Annotated in this window: 14 protein-coding genes; 10 read left to right on the top strand and 4 right to left on the bottom strand. The window is 49.1% G+C overall.

The window, feature by feature from the left end:
- Window positions 1-422: sulfite exporter TauE/SafE family protein (locus VK958_RS03085; RefSeq protein WP_325238944.1), on the top strand; the 422-nt coding region annotated here is incomplete at its 5' end.
- Between the two features lie 79 nt (window positions 423-501).
- On the opposite strand, the gene pqqA is transcribed toward VK958_RS03085, so the two are convergent.
- Window positions 502-573 carry a pyrroloquinoline quinone precursor peptide PqqA gene (gene pqqA, locus VK958_RS03080; RefSeq protein WP_081624291.1) on the bottom strand — a complete coding sequence of 24 codons (72 nt, stop codon included), beginning with the start codon at window positions 571-573 and terminating at the stop codon, window positions 502-504.
- Between the two features lie 242 nt (window positions 574-815).
- On the opposite strand from pqqA, the gene VK958_RS03075 reads away from it, so the two are divergent.
- The 3 genes from VK958_RS03075 (at window position 816) to VK958_RS03065 (ending at window position 4,563) form a co-directional block, all read left to right on the top strand.
- The gene (locus VK958_RS03075) at window positions 816-2,450 is read left to right on the top strand and encodes an alpha-D-glucose phosphate-specific phosphoglucomutase (RefSeq protein WP_325238942.1); all 1,635 of its coding nucleotides are present in this window, start codon (window positions 816-818) and stop codon (window positions 2,448-2,450) included.
- A 182-nt stretch (window positions 2,451-2,632) separates the two neighbouring features.
- The gene (locus tag VK958_RS03070) at window positions 2,633-4,186 is read left to right on the top strand and encodes a M48 family metalloprotease (RefSeq protein WP_325238939.1); all 1,554 of its coding nucleotides are present in this window, start codon (window positions 2,633-2,635) and stop codon (window positions 4,184-4,186) included.
- Between the two features lie 14 nt (window positions 4,187-4,200).
- Complete coding sequence (locus VK958_RS03065) at window positions 4,201-4,563, top strand: putative quinol monooxygenase (protein WP_325238936.1); 363 nt, start codon at window positions 4,201-4,203, stop codon at window positions 4,561-4,563.
- 546 nt (window positions 4,564-5,109) lie between these two features.
- On the opposite strand, the gene VK958_RS03060 is transcribed toward VK958_RS03065, so the two are convergent.
- Genes VK958_RS03060 through iscX form a run of 3 tightly spaced genes read right to left on the bottom strand, consistent with a single transcriptional unit; the run spans window position 5,110 to window position 7,246 of the window.
- Window positions 5,110-5,625: a retropepsin-like aspartic protease family protein gene (locus tag VK958_RS03060; protein WP_325238934.1), complete on the bottom strand. Its 516-nt coding sequence runs from the start codon at window positions 5,623-5,625 to the stop codon at window positions 5,110-5,112.
- Between the two features lie 17 nt (window positions 5,626-5,642).
- The gene (locus VK958_RS03055; protein WP_325238932.1) at window positions 5,643-7,052 is read right to left on the bottom strand and encodes a phosphomannomutase/phosphoglucomutase; all 1,410 of its coding nucleotides are present in this window, start codon (window positions 7,050-7,052) and stop codon (window positions 5,643-5,645) included.
- On the bottom strand, window positions 7,052-7,246 hold the full coding sequence (gene iscX, locus VK958_RS03050) for a Fe-S cluster assembly protein IscX (protein WP_325238930.1): 195 nt from the start codon (window positions 7,244-7,246) through the stop codon (window positions 7,052-7,054). The genes VK958_RS03055 and iscX overlap by 1 nt, the downstream gene beginning before the upstream one ends.
- A 165-nt stretch (window positions 7,247-7,411) precedes the next feature.
- On the opposite strand from iscX, the gene VK958_RS03045 reads away from it, so the two are divergent.
- From VK958_RS03045 to VK958_RS03020, 6 genes are all read left to right on the top strand, one after another.
- On the top strand, window positions 7,412-9,502 hold the full coding sequence (locus VK958_RS03045) for an AsmA family protein (RefSeq protein ID WP_325238928.1): 2,091 nt from the start codon (window positions 7,412-7,414) through the stop codon (window positions 9,500-9,502).
- A 408-nt stretch (window positions 9,503-9,910) separates the two neighbouring features.
- A complete protein-coding gene (gene glyA, locus VK958_RS03040) occupies window positions 9,911-11,158 on the top strand; it encodes a serine hydroxymethyltransferase (protein WP_325238926.1) in 1,248 nt (415 codons plus the stop codon).
- Window positions 11,159-11,177: 19 nt separating this feature from the next.
- Window positions 11,178-11,627, top strand: a complete 450-nt coding sequence (nrdR, locus tag VK958_RS03035; RefSeq protein WP_055870676.1) for a transcriptional regulator NrdR — start codon at window positions 11,178-11,180, stop codon at window positions 11,625-11,627.
- 31 nt (window positions 11,628-11,658) lie between these two features.
- Window positions 11,659-12,036, top strand: coding sequence for a hypothetical protein (locus VK958_RS03030; RefSeq protein ID WP_325238920.1), 378 nt, complete (start codon window positions 11,659-11,661; stop codon window positions 12,034-12,036).
- 54 nt (window positions 12,037-12,090) lie between these two features.
- On the top strand, window positions 12,091-13,188 hold the full coding sequence (gene ribD, locus VK958_RS03025) for a bifunctional diaminohydroxyphosphoribosylaminopyrimidine deaminase/5-amino-6-(5-phosphoribosylamino)uracil reductase RibD (RefSeq protein ID WP_325238917.1): 1,098 nt from the start codon (window positions 12,091-12,093) through the stop codon (window positions 13,186-13,188).
- A gap of 35 nt (window positions 13,189-13,223) precedes the next feature.
- A complete protein-coding gene (locus tag VK958_RS03020) occupies window positions 13,224-14,024 on the top strand; it encodes a TatD family hydrolase (protein WP_325238915.1) in 801 nt (266 codons plus the stop codon).
- Window positions 14,025-14,190: the final 166 nt, after the last annotated feature.

Here is a 14,190-nt window from a genome sequence, read left to right as displayed (position 1 = left end):
ACCGTAAGCCTACGCAGCACAAAGTGCCCGGTAAAGTCGAAATCAGCCTGGTGTCATTAGTGATAGGTGTGATTTCTGCCCTGGTGTCGATTGGCGGCGGGACACTCACGGTGCCGTATCTGGCGATGCGTAATGTGTCGGTAAAGCAGGCGATAGGCACGTCAGCTGTGCTGGGTTTTCCCATTGCATTGGCAAGTACGGTGAGTTATCTGCAAGATGCGCTCCGTCAGTCTGAACATGCACCGGATACTTTCGGCCTGCTTTACTTGCCGGCCATTATGCTGATCACACCGCTGAGTGTGCTGTTTGCCCCGTTCGGCGTGGCCTTAACCACGCGTTTGCCGGTAAAGGTATTAAAGCGGATCTTTGCTATATTTTTAATCGGCGTCAGTGTGAACTTGATTTGGTCACAACTTGTTTGATCTATATGTTTGATCTATTTGATCAGGCAATAAAAAAACCCGCCGTTAAGCGGGTTTTTTATAATTCAGCGTTGGCTGATTATTTGTTCATGACATACATAGTCACTTCAAAGCCAAAACGCATTTCAGTAGCAGCTGGTTTAGTCCACATGATGATCTCCTTTTAGTTGTTGATGTAAGTGCATCAATATTGCTGATGTACTTGTATGACTCTCACTATACTTTGTTGTTTCAGAATAGCCCTGATGCGATCACGTAAAATCGGCTCATGATTTTACGTAGTTTATTTGCTATCACGATAATAAAAGAGTGACTTTATCAGCCGAATAGCAAAAAAACTGACATCAATCTGTAATACAATCAATCCAGTCCTTAATCAATCAGAGTGTTTGTATGCCGATTAACATTGTCCCTACCCAGCCATTTTCTGACCAGAAACCCGGAACCTCTGGGTTACGTAAAAAAGTACGTGTATTCCAGCAACCGCATTACCTGCAAAACTTTGTGCAGAGTATTTTTGATACATTGGAAATCCCGGCAGGGGCGATCCTGACACTAGGTGGTGATGGGCGTTTCTACAACAAGGAAGCGATCCAGGTGATTATCAAAATGGCCGCGGCCAATGGCTTTGCCAAAGTGCTGGTCGGGCAAAACGGTATTCTGTCTACGCCCGCGGCGTCGCATGTTATCCGCAAATATGAGACCTTCGGCGGTATTATTTTGTCTGCCAGCCATAATCCCGGTGGCCCGGATGATGATTTTGGTATCAAGTACAACACCAGCAACGGCGGCCCGGCTCCGGAAAAAATCACCGATGCCATTTTTGCCAACAGCAAACAGATTCAGTCATACAAGATAGTCGATGATTTACCTGAAGTGGATTTGTCCTCGATTGGCACCACCACACTGGATGGTTACGAGGTACAAGTGATTGATTCGGTCAGTGATCATGCAGACTTAATGCAAAGCATGTTTGACTTTGATGCTATCAAACGCTGGCTGGCGGCGGGGCATAGCATCAAGTTTGATGCTATGCATGCGGTGACCGGCCCTTACGCCAAAGAAGTCTTTGTCAATCGCCTGGGAGCGCCGGAAGATAGTCTGATGAACTGCGAAGTCTCCGAGAATTTTGGTGGTGGTCACCCGGACCCTAACCTTACCTATGCTGAAGAGCTGGTAAACATCGCCTATGGCGATCAAGCGCCTGATTTTTCTGCCGCTTCCGACGGGGATGGCGACCGCAATATGATTCTCGGTAAGCGTTTCTTCGTCACGCCTTCTGACAGCCTTGCACTGATTGCGGCTAATGCCAAATTGATTCCTGCGTATGCCGGCGGATTGTCAGGGGTGGCGCGTTCCATGCCTACCAGCGGCGCGGTTGACCGCGTCGCCGCAAAACTTGGCATTGATTGTTATGAAACACCCACTGGCTGGAAATTTTTCGGCAACCTGATGGATGCGGGCAAAGTCACCTTATGCGGAGAGGAAAGCTTCGGCACTGGCAGCGACCATGTGCGCGAAAAAGATGGCTTGTGGGCCGTGCTATGCTGGTTGAATTTGCTGGCGGCGACCGGCGAAAGCGTAGAATCGCTGGTGCGTAAGCACTGGCAGCAATATGGGCGTAACGTGTATTCACGCCATGATTATGAAAACGTGCCCAGTGCGCCTGCACAGGCCGTGATGAATCATGTCAAACAACAGTTTGAAACCCTGCCAGGCCAGGTGTTTGGCAGCTATACCGTCCACACGGTCGATGATTTCAGTTACACCGATCCCATCGATAGTTCTATCAGCACCGGGCAAGGCTTGCGTATTTTGTTCGTGTGCGGCTCACGCGTCGTGATTCGGTTGTCCGGTACGGGTACCGAAGGTGCGACCATACGCGTCTATCTGGAAGCATATACCGAAGACCCGGCACAGCAACAACTGGATGCTCAGGATGCATTGGCCGAGTTGATTTCTGTCTCTAACCAGATTTCGCAATTGCCAGCGTTAACCGGCAGGCAACAACCCACTGTGATTACGTAGAATAATGGATAGGCTGGCAAACTGCTTTGTTGATCAGTCTTTTATTTTCAGCATAACCTTAAGGTTAGCCTACATGGAAACTTCATTTTGAAATCCTCATGTACTAGATCTACATTGCGGTTTCTGTGTGCTGCTCGCCTTGTACTTTATCCCGCCCGCATTATTGTTGGGGTTAATAAAAAATGATTAAAAAAAGCATTCTTTGGCCGGTATTATTGTCTGTTGCACTGGTTGCCTGCGGCATCAATCCCGTGACCAAGCAGCGTGAGTTCCAGTTTGTCTCGCAGGACAAGGAAATCCAGATCGGCCAGCAGAATTACAGTCCTGCCCGCCAGTCGCAAGGCGGTGATTACATACTGGATGCAGAATTAACGCGTTATGTGCAGCAAGTGGGGCAAAAGCTTGCTGCGGTATCGGACCGTCCGGATTTACCGTATGAGTTTGTCGTATTGAATGACTCTGTGCCGAATGCCTGGGCGATGCCGGGTGGCAAGATCGCGTTTAACCGCGGCCTGCTTTACGAGTTGCATAGTGAGGCTGAGCTGGCGGCAGTGCTGGGGCACGAGATTGTGCATGCGGCTGCACGCCATGGCGCGCAAGGTATGGAGCGCGGCATGTTTATGCAAGGCGCGATGCTGGCCGTTGGCCTGGCTACCCGCGATTCAAATTATGCCAACTTGGTGGTCGGCGGGGCGCAATTGGGCGGCCAGTTGATCACCAGTAAATACGGCCGCGATGCCGAGTCAGAAGCTGACACTTATGGCATGAAATACATGAAACTGGCCGGGTATGATCCTGCCGCAGCCGTGACTTTGCAGGAAACCTTTGTCCGGTTAAGTGAAAATAAGCGGCAGGACTTTATCAGCGGCTTGTTTGCCAGTCACCCGCCATCGCAAGAGCGGGTCGATGAAAACAAGAAAACGCTGGTTGAACTTGGCCCTGGCGGAGAAATGGGTAAAGAGGTGTATGCCGAAAAGGTCACGAAACTGATGGCGACACGCGAAGCCTATAAAGCTTATGACGATGGCAAGGCCGCTTTGCAAAAAGGTGATGCAGACAAAGCCAAAACACTGGCCAAAAAAGCGCTCAGCATAGAGCCCAAGGAAGCCCGCTTCCAGGAGTTGTTGGGCGATATTGCGCTGACGCAGAAAAATACCACCGAAGCCCTGGCTTTGTATGACAAGGCTATCAAGCTGCAACCGGATTATTTCAAACCGTATGTGCAGAGCGGCATTGCCCTGTTTAATGCAGGCAAGAAGGAACAGGCGGAACCCTTCCTGAAAAAAGCCAATACGTTGCTGCCAACTGCGCCTGGCTATGCCTTGCTCGGTCAGATTGCCGAAGGCCGTGGTGAGACCGGCGTGGCTTTGCAGCATTATCAATTGGCAGCTAGTTCAGATTCAGATATAGGTAAAGATTCTGCTGCCCGCGCCATCCGTATCGATTTGCCGCGTAACCCGGCCCGTTACCTGCCTTCTGGCCCGATCGCGGATAATACTGGCCTTGTATATGCCGCCGTGCAGAACAATAGTAATGTCACGGTCGGTCGCGTGCAGGTCAGGATGCTGCAGTACGATAACCGTGGCCGCCTGGTGAACCAGAGCCGGTCCATGCTGATTACCGGCGGCATTGCACCGGGTAATCATGGTTCTGTTGCAACGGGTATACGTATCCAGGACCAGGCTGCGTTACAGTTTTTTAAGGTAGTGGTGGAAGGTGCTGAGCTTGCCAAATAAAACACGATTTACTCATGACTACCACTGATACCTGCGTCTCCGTTTCTCCCTACTTTCAAATCCACCCAGGTCAGTCTGCGGCTTTTCGTGCTGTTTGCGAAAAATACGTGGCATGGTCAGCCCGCGAACCGGGTTGCCTGTATTACGGTTTTAGTTTTGATGGAGAACTCGCGCACTGCCGCGAAGGTTTTGTCGATGCCGACGCCTTGCTCGCCCACATTGAAAACCTGCGGCCGATTCTGCATGAAATGGGTGAGTTTTCTCAATTATTGCGTATTGAAGTGCATGGGCCGGCGCAGGCGTTGACCAAGTTAAAAGAGCCTTTGGCTGGGTTAAATCCGCAGTGGTTTGAGTTGGCGTTCGGATATAGAAAATAAGCGTTTTTCGCGTGGGCATCATGTCAACCCACTAGACTGTACCTTTGATGCGCATTTTGCATGAGAGGGGAGTAAATTTTGCTAACGTGATTTATTCATTCTTGGGCGGAGCTACTGGAGCCAGTCTCCAATATCTTTTACAAGTCATATCGAAATTCAGCGACATCTCAGAACTTTTCGCTCTGAAGCATATATGGATTATTTAAAGTGCGTATGTGATCAAGCACGGTTTAGCCCAAAACAGGAACGCATGAATAGAAAGAAATGTTTTCGCGAATAGGCGACGCAAAAGCGAGAATTTGCCTTTATGGTTTAAGCAGTGTCAGCATTTCCGAGATTTGAAGTGCCTGGGGCATCCATGGCCTCAAAAGAACAGCTTGCAGCATTCACTCAGATGGTTTCTATCATGAGAATGGATTCTGGAAGTGAGTTATACGCGAGTAGTGCTGATCTCCGAAAATGTGTTTCTTGGTCATCATGATTAGCAACCTTGTTATTGGAGTGCAGTATGATTTTGAATGCCTATTCTTTAATTGTACTCAGGTGCTAATGCGACTCACCATCCTTAATCGTCATTGTCCCTTTATATAACCGCACATCCATCCTACCCAAAAAGCTCATGCCCAGCAACGCATCCCCTTCCAAGCCAGGCGTGATAGTTGCGGCCACGTCATTAGCCACGATACCGCCGAGTTGCACTGTTTTTAATCTCACCAGGTAAGAAACCGAGTTGCCATTGGCCGTATGCGTGTTGATTGCATCTGTGCTGGCCAGTCCCAGGCGGTCTGCCACATGCTGCGAGACGGCCACGCCGGTAGCACCGGTATCCACCAGTACACGCACGCGTTCGCCATTGATCAACGCTTCAGCACTGTAATGACCATCCGGTCCACGTTTGAGGGTGGCTACATTGAGTTTTCCGACTTGTTCCAGTGTGTTTGGATGCTGCACCCGGTCTACCAATAACCAGACCAGTGCAGCCAAACCCAACCAGAGCACTGTATAAAGCAGGCTCTGGCCTCGGGAGAACAATCGTTGAGATAAGCGAGGGTGGTTAGGCATGCTCTTTCAATGGTGACCTAAAAAGGGATTTTCAAGTCAGGGCGGGCATTCAGCAATAAATCCCTGAAAATATTTTTTATACGTATCAATGAAGATTCATCGTCTGCTTCAAAGCGGAGCACCAATATCGGGGTCGTGTTAGAAGCACGCATTAAACCGAAGCCATCTGCATATTCTACCCGCAAGCCATCTATTTGAATCACTTCAATGGCGTCTGGGAACCGGGCAGCTTGTTGCAACTGTGAAATCAAGGCATGTGCCTGACCTTCAGCCATGGTAATCTGTAATTCAGGCGTATTGACGCTGTCGGGCAAGGCTTCCAGCAGCGTGCTGGCATCACTCACGCGGCTTACAATCTCGAGTAAACGTGCGGCACTATACAGGCCATCATCAAAGCCGTACCAGCGTTGCTTATCGTTTTTCTGGTCATTGAAAAACAGGTGCCCGGATAATTCGCCACCAATGGCAGCATTGGTTTCACGAATCTTCGCTTTCATCAGGGAATGCCCTGTTTTCCACATCACTGGTATACCGCCATGTGTTTGTATCCATTGGCTCAAATAGCGGCTTGATTTCACATCAAACACTACGCTGCTACCGGGTTGATGTTTCAAGACATCTTCTATAAACAGCATCAACTGGCGGTCGCTGCGTATGATCTGCCCAGACTTTGTCACAACACCCAGGCGGTCGCCATCGCCATCAAACGCCAGGCCAAGTTCGGCATTGCCGGTTTGCAATCTTGCAATCACATCCTGCAGGTTTTTGGCTTCTACCGGGTCGGGATGATGGTTGGGGAAATTGCCATCAACATCACAAAACAAAGGGTCAACACTACATCCCAGAGCTTCAAACAAAGCTTGCGCATAGGCCCCCGCCACGCCATTGCCGCAATCAACTACCACGCGCATCGGTCGCGTCAGTGTAATGTCTTCAACAATCGTTCGCTGATAGGCTGGGTAAATATCGTAAGTAGAGGGTTTACCAGGGCGGCTACTTGAATGAAACTGCTGCTGGTCTATCTGCTGCCTAAGCGCCTGGATGGCTTCACTGCTCAGTGTCTCGCCGGCAAGTACGATTTTCAAGCCATTATATTGCGGCGGGTTATGGCTGCCTGTGATCATCACGCCGCTCGTGCTTTGCGGCAAATGGTGGGTGGCAAAATACAACATAGGCGTTGTGACTAAGCCAAGGGAAATAACGTCAACGCCCGTTTGTAATATGCCTTCGCTTAAGGCAGCTGCAAGTGCCGGGCTGGATAAACGACCATCATAGCCGACACAGATTGATAGCTCGCCGCGCGCCTGCACTTGTGTGCCTAGCGCAAGGCCTATCAGCCGGACAATCTCAGTGGTCAGCGTTTGATCAACAATGCCACGGATATCATAAGCTTTAAAAATCGAGCCGGGCAATGCAGTTGCGGTCATTACTCTGCTTCTTCTATCCAGGCCAGTTGTATGCCTTCGAGTACTTTTTCCCCGCATCGAGAAATATCATCATCAAAACCATCCAGTGCCATGACCCATTGCATTAAGTCGGTGAAACGTATGGTTTTGGGATCAACCTCAGGATATTTGTCATACAGTTCTTCGGCAATGCGTTGGCTATCGGTCCATTTCATTTAATCACTTCCTGTTTACGGGATTACACATAATTTGATTATAACTGAGGACTAATGGCTTGACGGCGGTCAAGCCTGGTAAATAGTGCCTTTGACAGAATTCTCCTACAGCCTTGTCAGACATGCAGGACTGGTCATGTCAGTTCAGCGTGGCAAGATGTGAGCATGAATAACGAAGTCACTAACAAGACCGTGGTCAACAAGTCATCTGCGTCAAACACTGCTATTAGAATATTGCGTTGGCTTGGTGGGATTTTATTGGTGCTGGTAGTCATTATCGTCTGCTGTGAACTCGCAGGCTGGCCTTTTTTACGTCAGCCTATGCAAGACTTCACCAGCAAGACATTGCACAGGAATGTTGTGATCGAGCGTCCGTTTCACCTGCAGTTGCTAGGTGGCATACACCTGCAAGTCGGACACCTGCAGATTTCAGCGCCTGAAGCGTTCAAAGTGCCATATCTGGTGGATGCACATGGGCTGGACCTCAAACTTCGCTATCGCGATTTGCTGCAGCTAGAAGAGGGCCAGGCCTATCGTATTAAAGCCATCCGTGCAGAACAGCTTGATGCTTACCTGAAGCGAGATGGCAGCAACAAAGCCAGCTGGGATTTTGAGCTGGATGATAGTGGCCCTTCACGTCCTTTTCCGTTTATTGAAGAGTTATCCGTGAACAAAGGTCAGGCACGCATTGATGACGCTATGTCCAAAGCGCACCTGACTGCCAGCTTTTATACCGAAGAAGGCGCGCACCTGAAGACTCCGGAATCCAGCGTGAAGGTTAAGGGCGAGTTCGACAAGCGTCCCTTGGAAGGCGAATTAGTCACTCAGGGCTTTCTGCCCGTAGCAACGCAAGGCAAAGACTCACCTCCTATCAATTCAAAGGGGTGGCTGAAGTATGGTGCAGTGAGCCTTAAATTCGACGGCGCAGTGTATGATTTATTCGGCACCCAGCGGGTAAAAGGCAAGCTCAATGCTAACGGCCCTTCATTAGCTGACGTAGGTGATCTGCTGGATTTGGCTTTCCCGCGTACCCCGCCCTTCAAGATCGCTGCCGAAATCGAAAAAAATACAGATCAATGGAAGGTCAATGTCTCAGATGCAGAAGTAGGGCATAGCCGCCTGGCCGGAAAATTCATTTATGATTACGGGGATTTAAAACCAATGCTGACTGGCGATGTAACAGGCCCGCTGTTAGTGTTGGCAGATTTGGCACCAGCATTTGGTGCACCCGCTGCTACTGTATCCAGTAATAAAACGCCCACCAAGATATTCCCTGACGAGTCGCTGGATTTTGCTACTTATGACAGGATGAATGCCAATATAAACATCCATTTTGATGCAGTTGATCTGGGTAGCATATTCAAAGAGCGCATTGCACCGCTGGATTTTCAATTAACATTGCAGGACCGCAAACTGACGGTAGCCAAGTTACACGCGGGTACCGCACAGGGAAGCCTCTCAGGCTCATTGCTGATTGATGCACCAGAAGCTAAAAATAAAGCAGAGAGTGATAATCCTCCGGCACCGAAGTGGGATATTCAATTTGCATTGAAAAATATTCAATTAGAAAAGTGGTTAAAGGTTAAGCCTGAGGATCAAACACCTAAAGATCAGCCCGCTATAGACAAGTCAAAAGATAAAAAGGATGCGGACAAAGATGCGCCTGCTTATATTACTGGCCAATTAAATGCGAAAGCCAAGCTAAAAGGCGAAGGAAAATCAACTGCTGCATTGCTGAAATCATTGGATGGCCAATTGGCGCTGATGGTGCGTGATGGTGAAATCTCGCATCTGGTCGTTGAAGCGGCCGGCCTGGATATCGCCCAAAGTGTGGGCTTGTTATTAAGTGGGGACCATTCTATCCCCATGCAATGTGCGGCAATGGGCTGGAATGCCAAGCAGGGTGTATTAACGCCAGACGCTGCTTTGATCGATACGCCTGTAACCACTGTCTACATTCATGGTCAGATGGATTTGGGTGAAGAACAATTTAACCTCAAGCTGCAGGCTAATCCGAAAAACTTCTCGCCATTCACAGTGCGCTCGCCGATTTTAGTGACCGGTCCATTTGTCAATCCAAACGTATCCATCAGCCCTGGCCCTATCGCAGCCCGCGTCGCTGGTAGCGTTTTGCTGGCCATCGTGACACCGTTTGCAGCGATTCTACCATTCCTGGACCCTGGCAGTGGTGATCAACCTGCAAATGAAGGTTGTCAGCAAACGTTGCAGGAATTGAAATCAAAGGGCAAACATTAGCCTGTTTCACACATTGCTCCTGATTCCAACTTTACATCAGCAAAAAAAAGAGCCCAACCGAAGTTGGGCTTAGGGAGCGATTTTGGAGATACGCTTACGGATTATATTTAGCATAACTTGTGCCAGATTCTTAAATGCCATGTGAATCATAGGGTTAAGTTGATTTCTGGTTAATTATATTGTTGCCAATCAAACAATCGCCTGTAGGTGTGCACATATTTGGTGCGCATTGGGCATTGCTGGCGCATAGACGTTAATCAACGGGCAATTCAAAATCGGTGTTCTTGCTGACTTGTAGTTTGAAAGACTGAGTAATTTAGTCGGAAAAAAATAAGCCAACAATGCAAGCCGTAGTCGCATCATGTTAAAATCCGGCTTTATTTTTATGAATACGGAAACTTGATCGTCATGTTTAGCTTTTCAAGAAACTTAAATGTTGCCGACCCGGCGTTAGCGCAAATGATTTCGTCTGAAGTCGAACGCCAGCATCAGCATATTGAATTGATTGCTTCAGAAAACTACACCAGCCCGGCAGTGATGGAAACGCAAGGTTCACAGCTGACTAACAAATATGCCGAGGGTTATCCTGGTAAACGTTTTTACGGTGGCTGTGAGTTTGTCGATCAGGTTGAACAACTGGCGATTGATCGCTTGAAAGCGCTATATGGTGCCGAGTATGCCAATGTGCAACCGCATTCAGGTTCTCAAGCCAACCAGGCGGTGTATTTCTCTATCCTGAAACCGGGCGATACCGTGATGGGGATGAACCTTGGTCACGGCGGTCACTTGACCCACGGCTCACCGGCTAACTTGTCCGGTAAATTATTCAATATCGTGCCATATGGTTTGAACGATAAAGAAGAAATCGATTATGACGAGATGGAGCGTATTGCTATCGAGTGCAAGCCAAAATTGCTGATCGGTGGTGCATCTGCTTACGCCCTGCGTTTTGACTGGGCACGCATGGCTGAAATAGCCAAAAAAGTCGGTGCCTATTTCATGGTTGATATGGCGCATTATTCAGGCCTGATCGCTGCTGGCGTGTATCCTAATCCTGTGCCGCATGCGGACTTCGTGACTTCTACTACCCACAAAACATTGCGTGGTCCTCGAGGCGGTATCATTTTGGCTAAAGCTGAATTTGAGAAATCAATCAATTCCAATGTGTTCCCAAGCTTGCAAGGTGGCCCATTGATGCATGTGATCGCCGGTAAAGCGACCGCTTTCCTGGAAGCTGCGCAACCTGAGTTCAAGGTTTACCAGGAACAGGTATTGAAAAATGCCAGCGCGATGGCTAAAACATTAGCCGAGCGTGGCTTACGCATCATTTCCGGCCGCACAGAGTCGCATGTATTCCTGGTCGATTTGCGCCCTAAAAACCTGACTGGTAAAGCCGCGGATGCTTACCTGGGCCAGGCGCATATCACTGTCAATAAGAATGCAATTCCTAATGATCCGGAAAGCCCATTCGTCACTTCCGGTATCCGTATCGGTTCACCAGCGATTACGACACGTGGCTTTAAAGAAGCTGAAGCTGTGCAAGTAGCGAATTTAATTGCAGACGTGCTGGATAACCCTGAAAGTGCTGAAGTGATTGCTGCGGTCAAAGCAAAAGTGCATGCCCTGACAGATCAGTTCCCGGTATACGGCAAGTAATCTTCAAGATTATCTAGCCATGAAGTGTCCGTTTTGCGGTGCTGATGATACACAGGTAGTGGATTCCCGTCTCAATGAAGAAGGGAATTCCATCCGTCGTCGTCGTCGTTGCCAAGTGTGTGACAAGCGTTTTACCACCTATGAAACGGCAGAGTTGCACCTGCCGCAAGTGGTTAAACAGAATGGCACGCGTGAAGAGTTCAAGCGGGAAAAACTGCGGGTATCCTTTACCCGGGCCTTACACAAACGCCCGGTGCCAACCGAGTATGTTGATAAAGCGCTGGATAGAATTGTGCAGAAAATATTAGGCCTGGGTGCGCGTGAGGTGCCTGCACGGTTGCTCGGTGAGACAGTGATGCAAGAGTTAAAACAAATGGACCAGGTTGCCTATATCCGTTTTGCTTCCGTCTACCGGAGCTTTTCCGATGTGGATGATTTCCATAATGCAATCCGTGACCTGGACAACTAACCGGTAACGTTACACTCCGAAAGGTAAGCGCATGAAACTGATCAGGATATCTGCGATTGTGCTGGCGGTATTTACGGTCATTCTCACCATTGTATTTTTTACCTGGTGGGCGTTTAAAGACCAGGCAGTATTTGGCAGTGAAAATTTTGACCAGTCCCGCTGGATATCGTTGGCGAATACGGTGCAGAAGGATTGTCGGCGCGGTGACATGGCTTACGACCTTAAAAATCATATCCTGATCCGGGGTGCCAAAAAAGAAGCCGTGATGGCTTTGTTGGGCCGCCCCAGCCTGGAAGATGCGAATGCACTTGAGTATGACCTCGGCAAATGCATGCATGTCTATCATGCGTTGCGTATTTATTTCGACCAGGATGGCCGGCTGACACATAGCCAGATCTCCTCGCATTAACCATACGCATAAAACAAAAGCCCGCCTGTGCGGGTTTTTTTGTATCATCTGGGTATGCAATGGACAACACAAGAGATTCAATGGATGGCACTGGCGCTCAGGCAGGCTGAGCGTGGCTTGTACACAACCTCACCCAATCCGCATGTCGGTTGTGTGATCGTGAAAGATGGTAAGTTAATCGGCGAAGGCGCGCATCTCAAGGCTGGCGAGCCACATGCAGAAGTGCATGCTTTGCGCCAGGCAGGCACAGATGTCAAAGGCGCGACCGCTTATGTCACATTAGAGCCGTGTAGCCATTATGGCCGCACCCCACCTTGTGCGCATGCACTTGTCGAAGCCGGTATACGTCGCGTGTATGTGGCCATGCAAGACCCGAATCCGCTGGTGGCCGGACAAGGCATCGCGTATTTGCAAGACCACGGTATTGAAGTGCACGCAGGTTTGCTGGAAGCTCAGGCGCAAGCACTTAATCCCGGTTTTGTCTTACGCATGGCACAGCAGCGCCCTTATGTGCGTTTAAAAGTGGCGGCCAGCCTCGATGGTAAAACAGCGCTGGCGAATGGCGTGAGTCAATGGATTACTTCACCGGCATCAAGGCGAGATGTGCATCACTGGCGTGCCCGCAGTTGTGCCATGCTGACCGGCATAGGCACGATCCTGCATGATAATCCGTCGCTCACCGTGCGTGATGTCGACACTTCCAGGCAACCAGTGCGGGTGATTGTTGATAGCCAGTTACGTATTCCCTTGAATGCTAAAGTGCTTGAACAAGGTCATGCCATCATCGCATTTGCGCAGGCGCCAGAAGATAAAATTGCACGTTTACAGGCGCTGGGTGTCCAAACCTTGGCGTTGCCGGATGCGGCTGGGCAGGTGGATATTGCAGGCTTGCTGCAACAGCTGGCACAGCAGCAGTTGAATGAAATATTGGTAGAGGCGGGTGCCGGGTTGAATGGGGCTCTGTTGCAAACCGGGCTGGTGGATGAGCTGTTACTTTACTACGCCCCTAAACTGATGGGCACAACGGGCACCGGGATGTTCACATTACCTGCCTTCACTGAAATGTCGCAATCAATGGATCTGGACCTGAAGGACGTCCGCCAATTCGGTCAGGATATCCGCATTCAAGCCACACTACGGTCATCACATTGATTCTTTCATAGTGCTATTTGTTCACTTAAAAACGCATGCTGATTGATACCCACTGCCACCTGGATGCACCAGACTTTGATGCCGACCGTGAAGCCGTATGGCAAGCCGCGCTTGATGCCGGTGTGCGCTCGGTTGTGATCCCGGGAGTGATCGCAGAAACATTTGCGCCAATCATGGCGTGGTGTGCGGAACACCCGCAAGCAGGGTTTGCTTTAGGCTGGCATCCATTGTTTGTCGATCAGGCCACTGATGATGCCTTACAGCATTTGCAACAGACCGTGGCAGCGGTATTGCAAGGCCCGCAGGCACATCAATTACTGGCTATTGGTGAAATTGGCCTGGATTTTTATATCACGCGCGAAAATGAAGCACACCAGATCGCGATGCTGGAAGGCCAGCTAAACATCGCCAAGCAATTTGATTTGCCGGTCATCCTGCATGTGCGCAGTTCTATTGATACCATACTTAAATATTTACGCAAGCATGATATTCACCAGGGCATCGCCCATGCATTTAATGGTAGCCGTCAGCAGGCAGATGCGATGGCCGCACAGGGGTTAAAAATGGGATTTGGCGGAGCCTTGACTTGGCCTCGCGCTTTAAGGATACGGAAACTGGCAGAAGAATTACCTTTGGAACATATCGTTCTAGAGACAGATGCGCCGGATATTCAACCTGTGTGGATTGGCCATCATGCGCGCAACAGTCCCGATCAATTAAAAAAGATAGCGGAAGAAATAGCCTCAATACGGCGCATTGAAGTTTCGCAACTCATTGAAATGACAGGTAAAAATTCTTTGCAAGTTTTGCCTAAATTAGCGCATTTATGCACATGACTTAAAGTGACACATTAAGAATGTGTCCAAAGTGTTTCAATTATAGTGATGCTATTTAAGTTGTTGATTTTAAAAGATAAAAAAATAGATTAAAAAATGAACTTTTGGAAAAAACCCTTATAAATTGGTAAGTTACGCTTTTAAGACACAGCAATCCACAAAGTTA

The organism is Methylophilus sp. (assembly GCF_035460085.1).
In the GTDB taxonomy this organism is placed as follows: domain Bacteria; phylum Pseudomonadota; class Gammaproteobacteria; order Burkholderiales; family Methylophilaceae; genus Methylophilus.
This window is presented reverse-complemented; position numbering and strand designations above follow the sequence as displayed.

Bases quoted from the DNA above. Each gene is read 5' to 3' on its own strand.
- VK958_RS03075 (WP_325238942.1), top strand. From the start codon at position 816: ATGCCGATTAACATTGTCCCTACCCAGCCATTTTCTGACCAGAAACCC.
- VK958_RS03070 (WP_325238939.1), top strand. From the start codon at position 2,633: ATGATTAAAAAAAGCATTCTTTGGCCGGTATTATTGTCTGTTGCACTG.
- VK958_RS03065 (WP_325238936.1), top strand. From the start codon at position 4,201: ATGACTACCACTGATACCTGCGTCTCCGTTTCTCCCTACTTTCAAATC.
- VK958_RS03060 (WP_325238934.1), bottom strand. From the start codon at position 5,625: ATGCCTAACCACCCTCGCTTATCTCAACGATTGTTCTCCCGAGGCCAG.
- VK958_RS03055 (WP_325238932.1), bottom strand. From the start codon at position 7,052: ATGACCGCAACTGCATTGCCCGGCTCGATTTTTAAAGCTTATGATATC.
- iscX (WP_325238930.1), bottom strand. From the start codon at position 7,246: ATGAAATGGACCGATAGCCAACGCATTGCCGAAGAACTGTATGACAAA.
- VK958_RS03045 (WP_325238928.1), top strand. From the start codon at position 7,412: ATGAATAACGAAGTCACTAACAAGACCGTGGTCAACAAGTCATCTGCG.
- glyA (WP_325238926.1), top strand. From the start codon at position 9,911: ATGTTTAGCTTTTCAAGAAACTTAAATGTTGCCGACCCGGCGTTAGCG.
- nrdR (WP_055870676.1), top strand. From the start codon at position 11,178: ATGAAGTGTCCGTTTTGCGGTGCTGATGATACACAGGTAGTGGATTCC.
- VK958_RS03030 (WP_325238920.1), top strand. From the start codon at position 11,659: ATGAAACTGATCAGGATATCTGCGATTGTGCTGGCGGTATTTACGGTC.
- ribD (WP_325238917.1), top strand. From the start codon at position 12,091: ATGCAATGGACAACACAAGAGATTCAATGGATGGCACTGGCGCTCAGG.
- VK958_RS03020 (WP_325238915.1), top strand. From the start codon at position 13,224: ATGCTGATTGATACCCACTGCCACCTGGATGCACCAGACTTTGATGCC.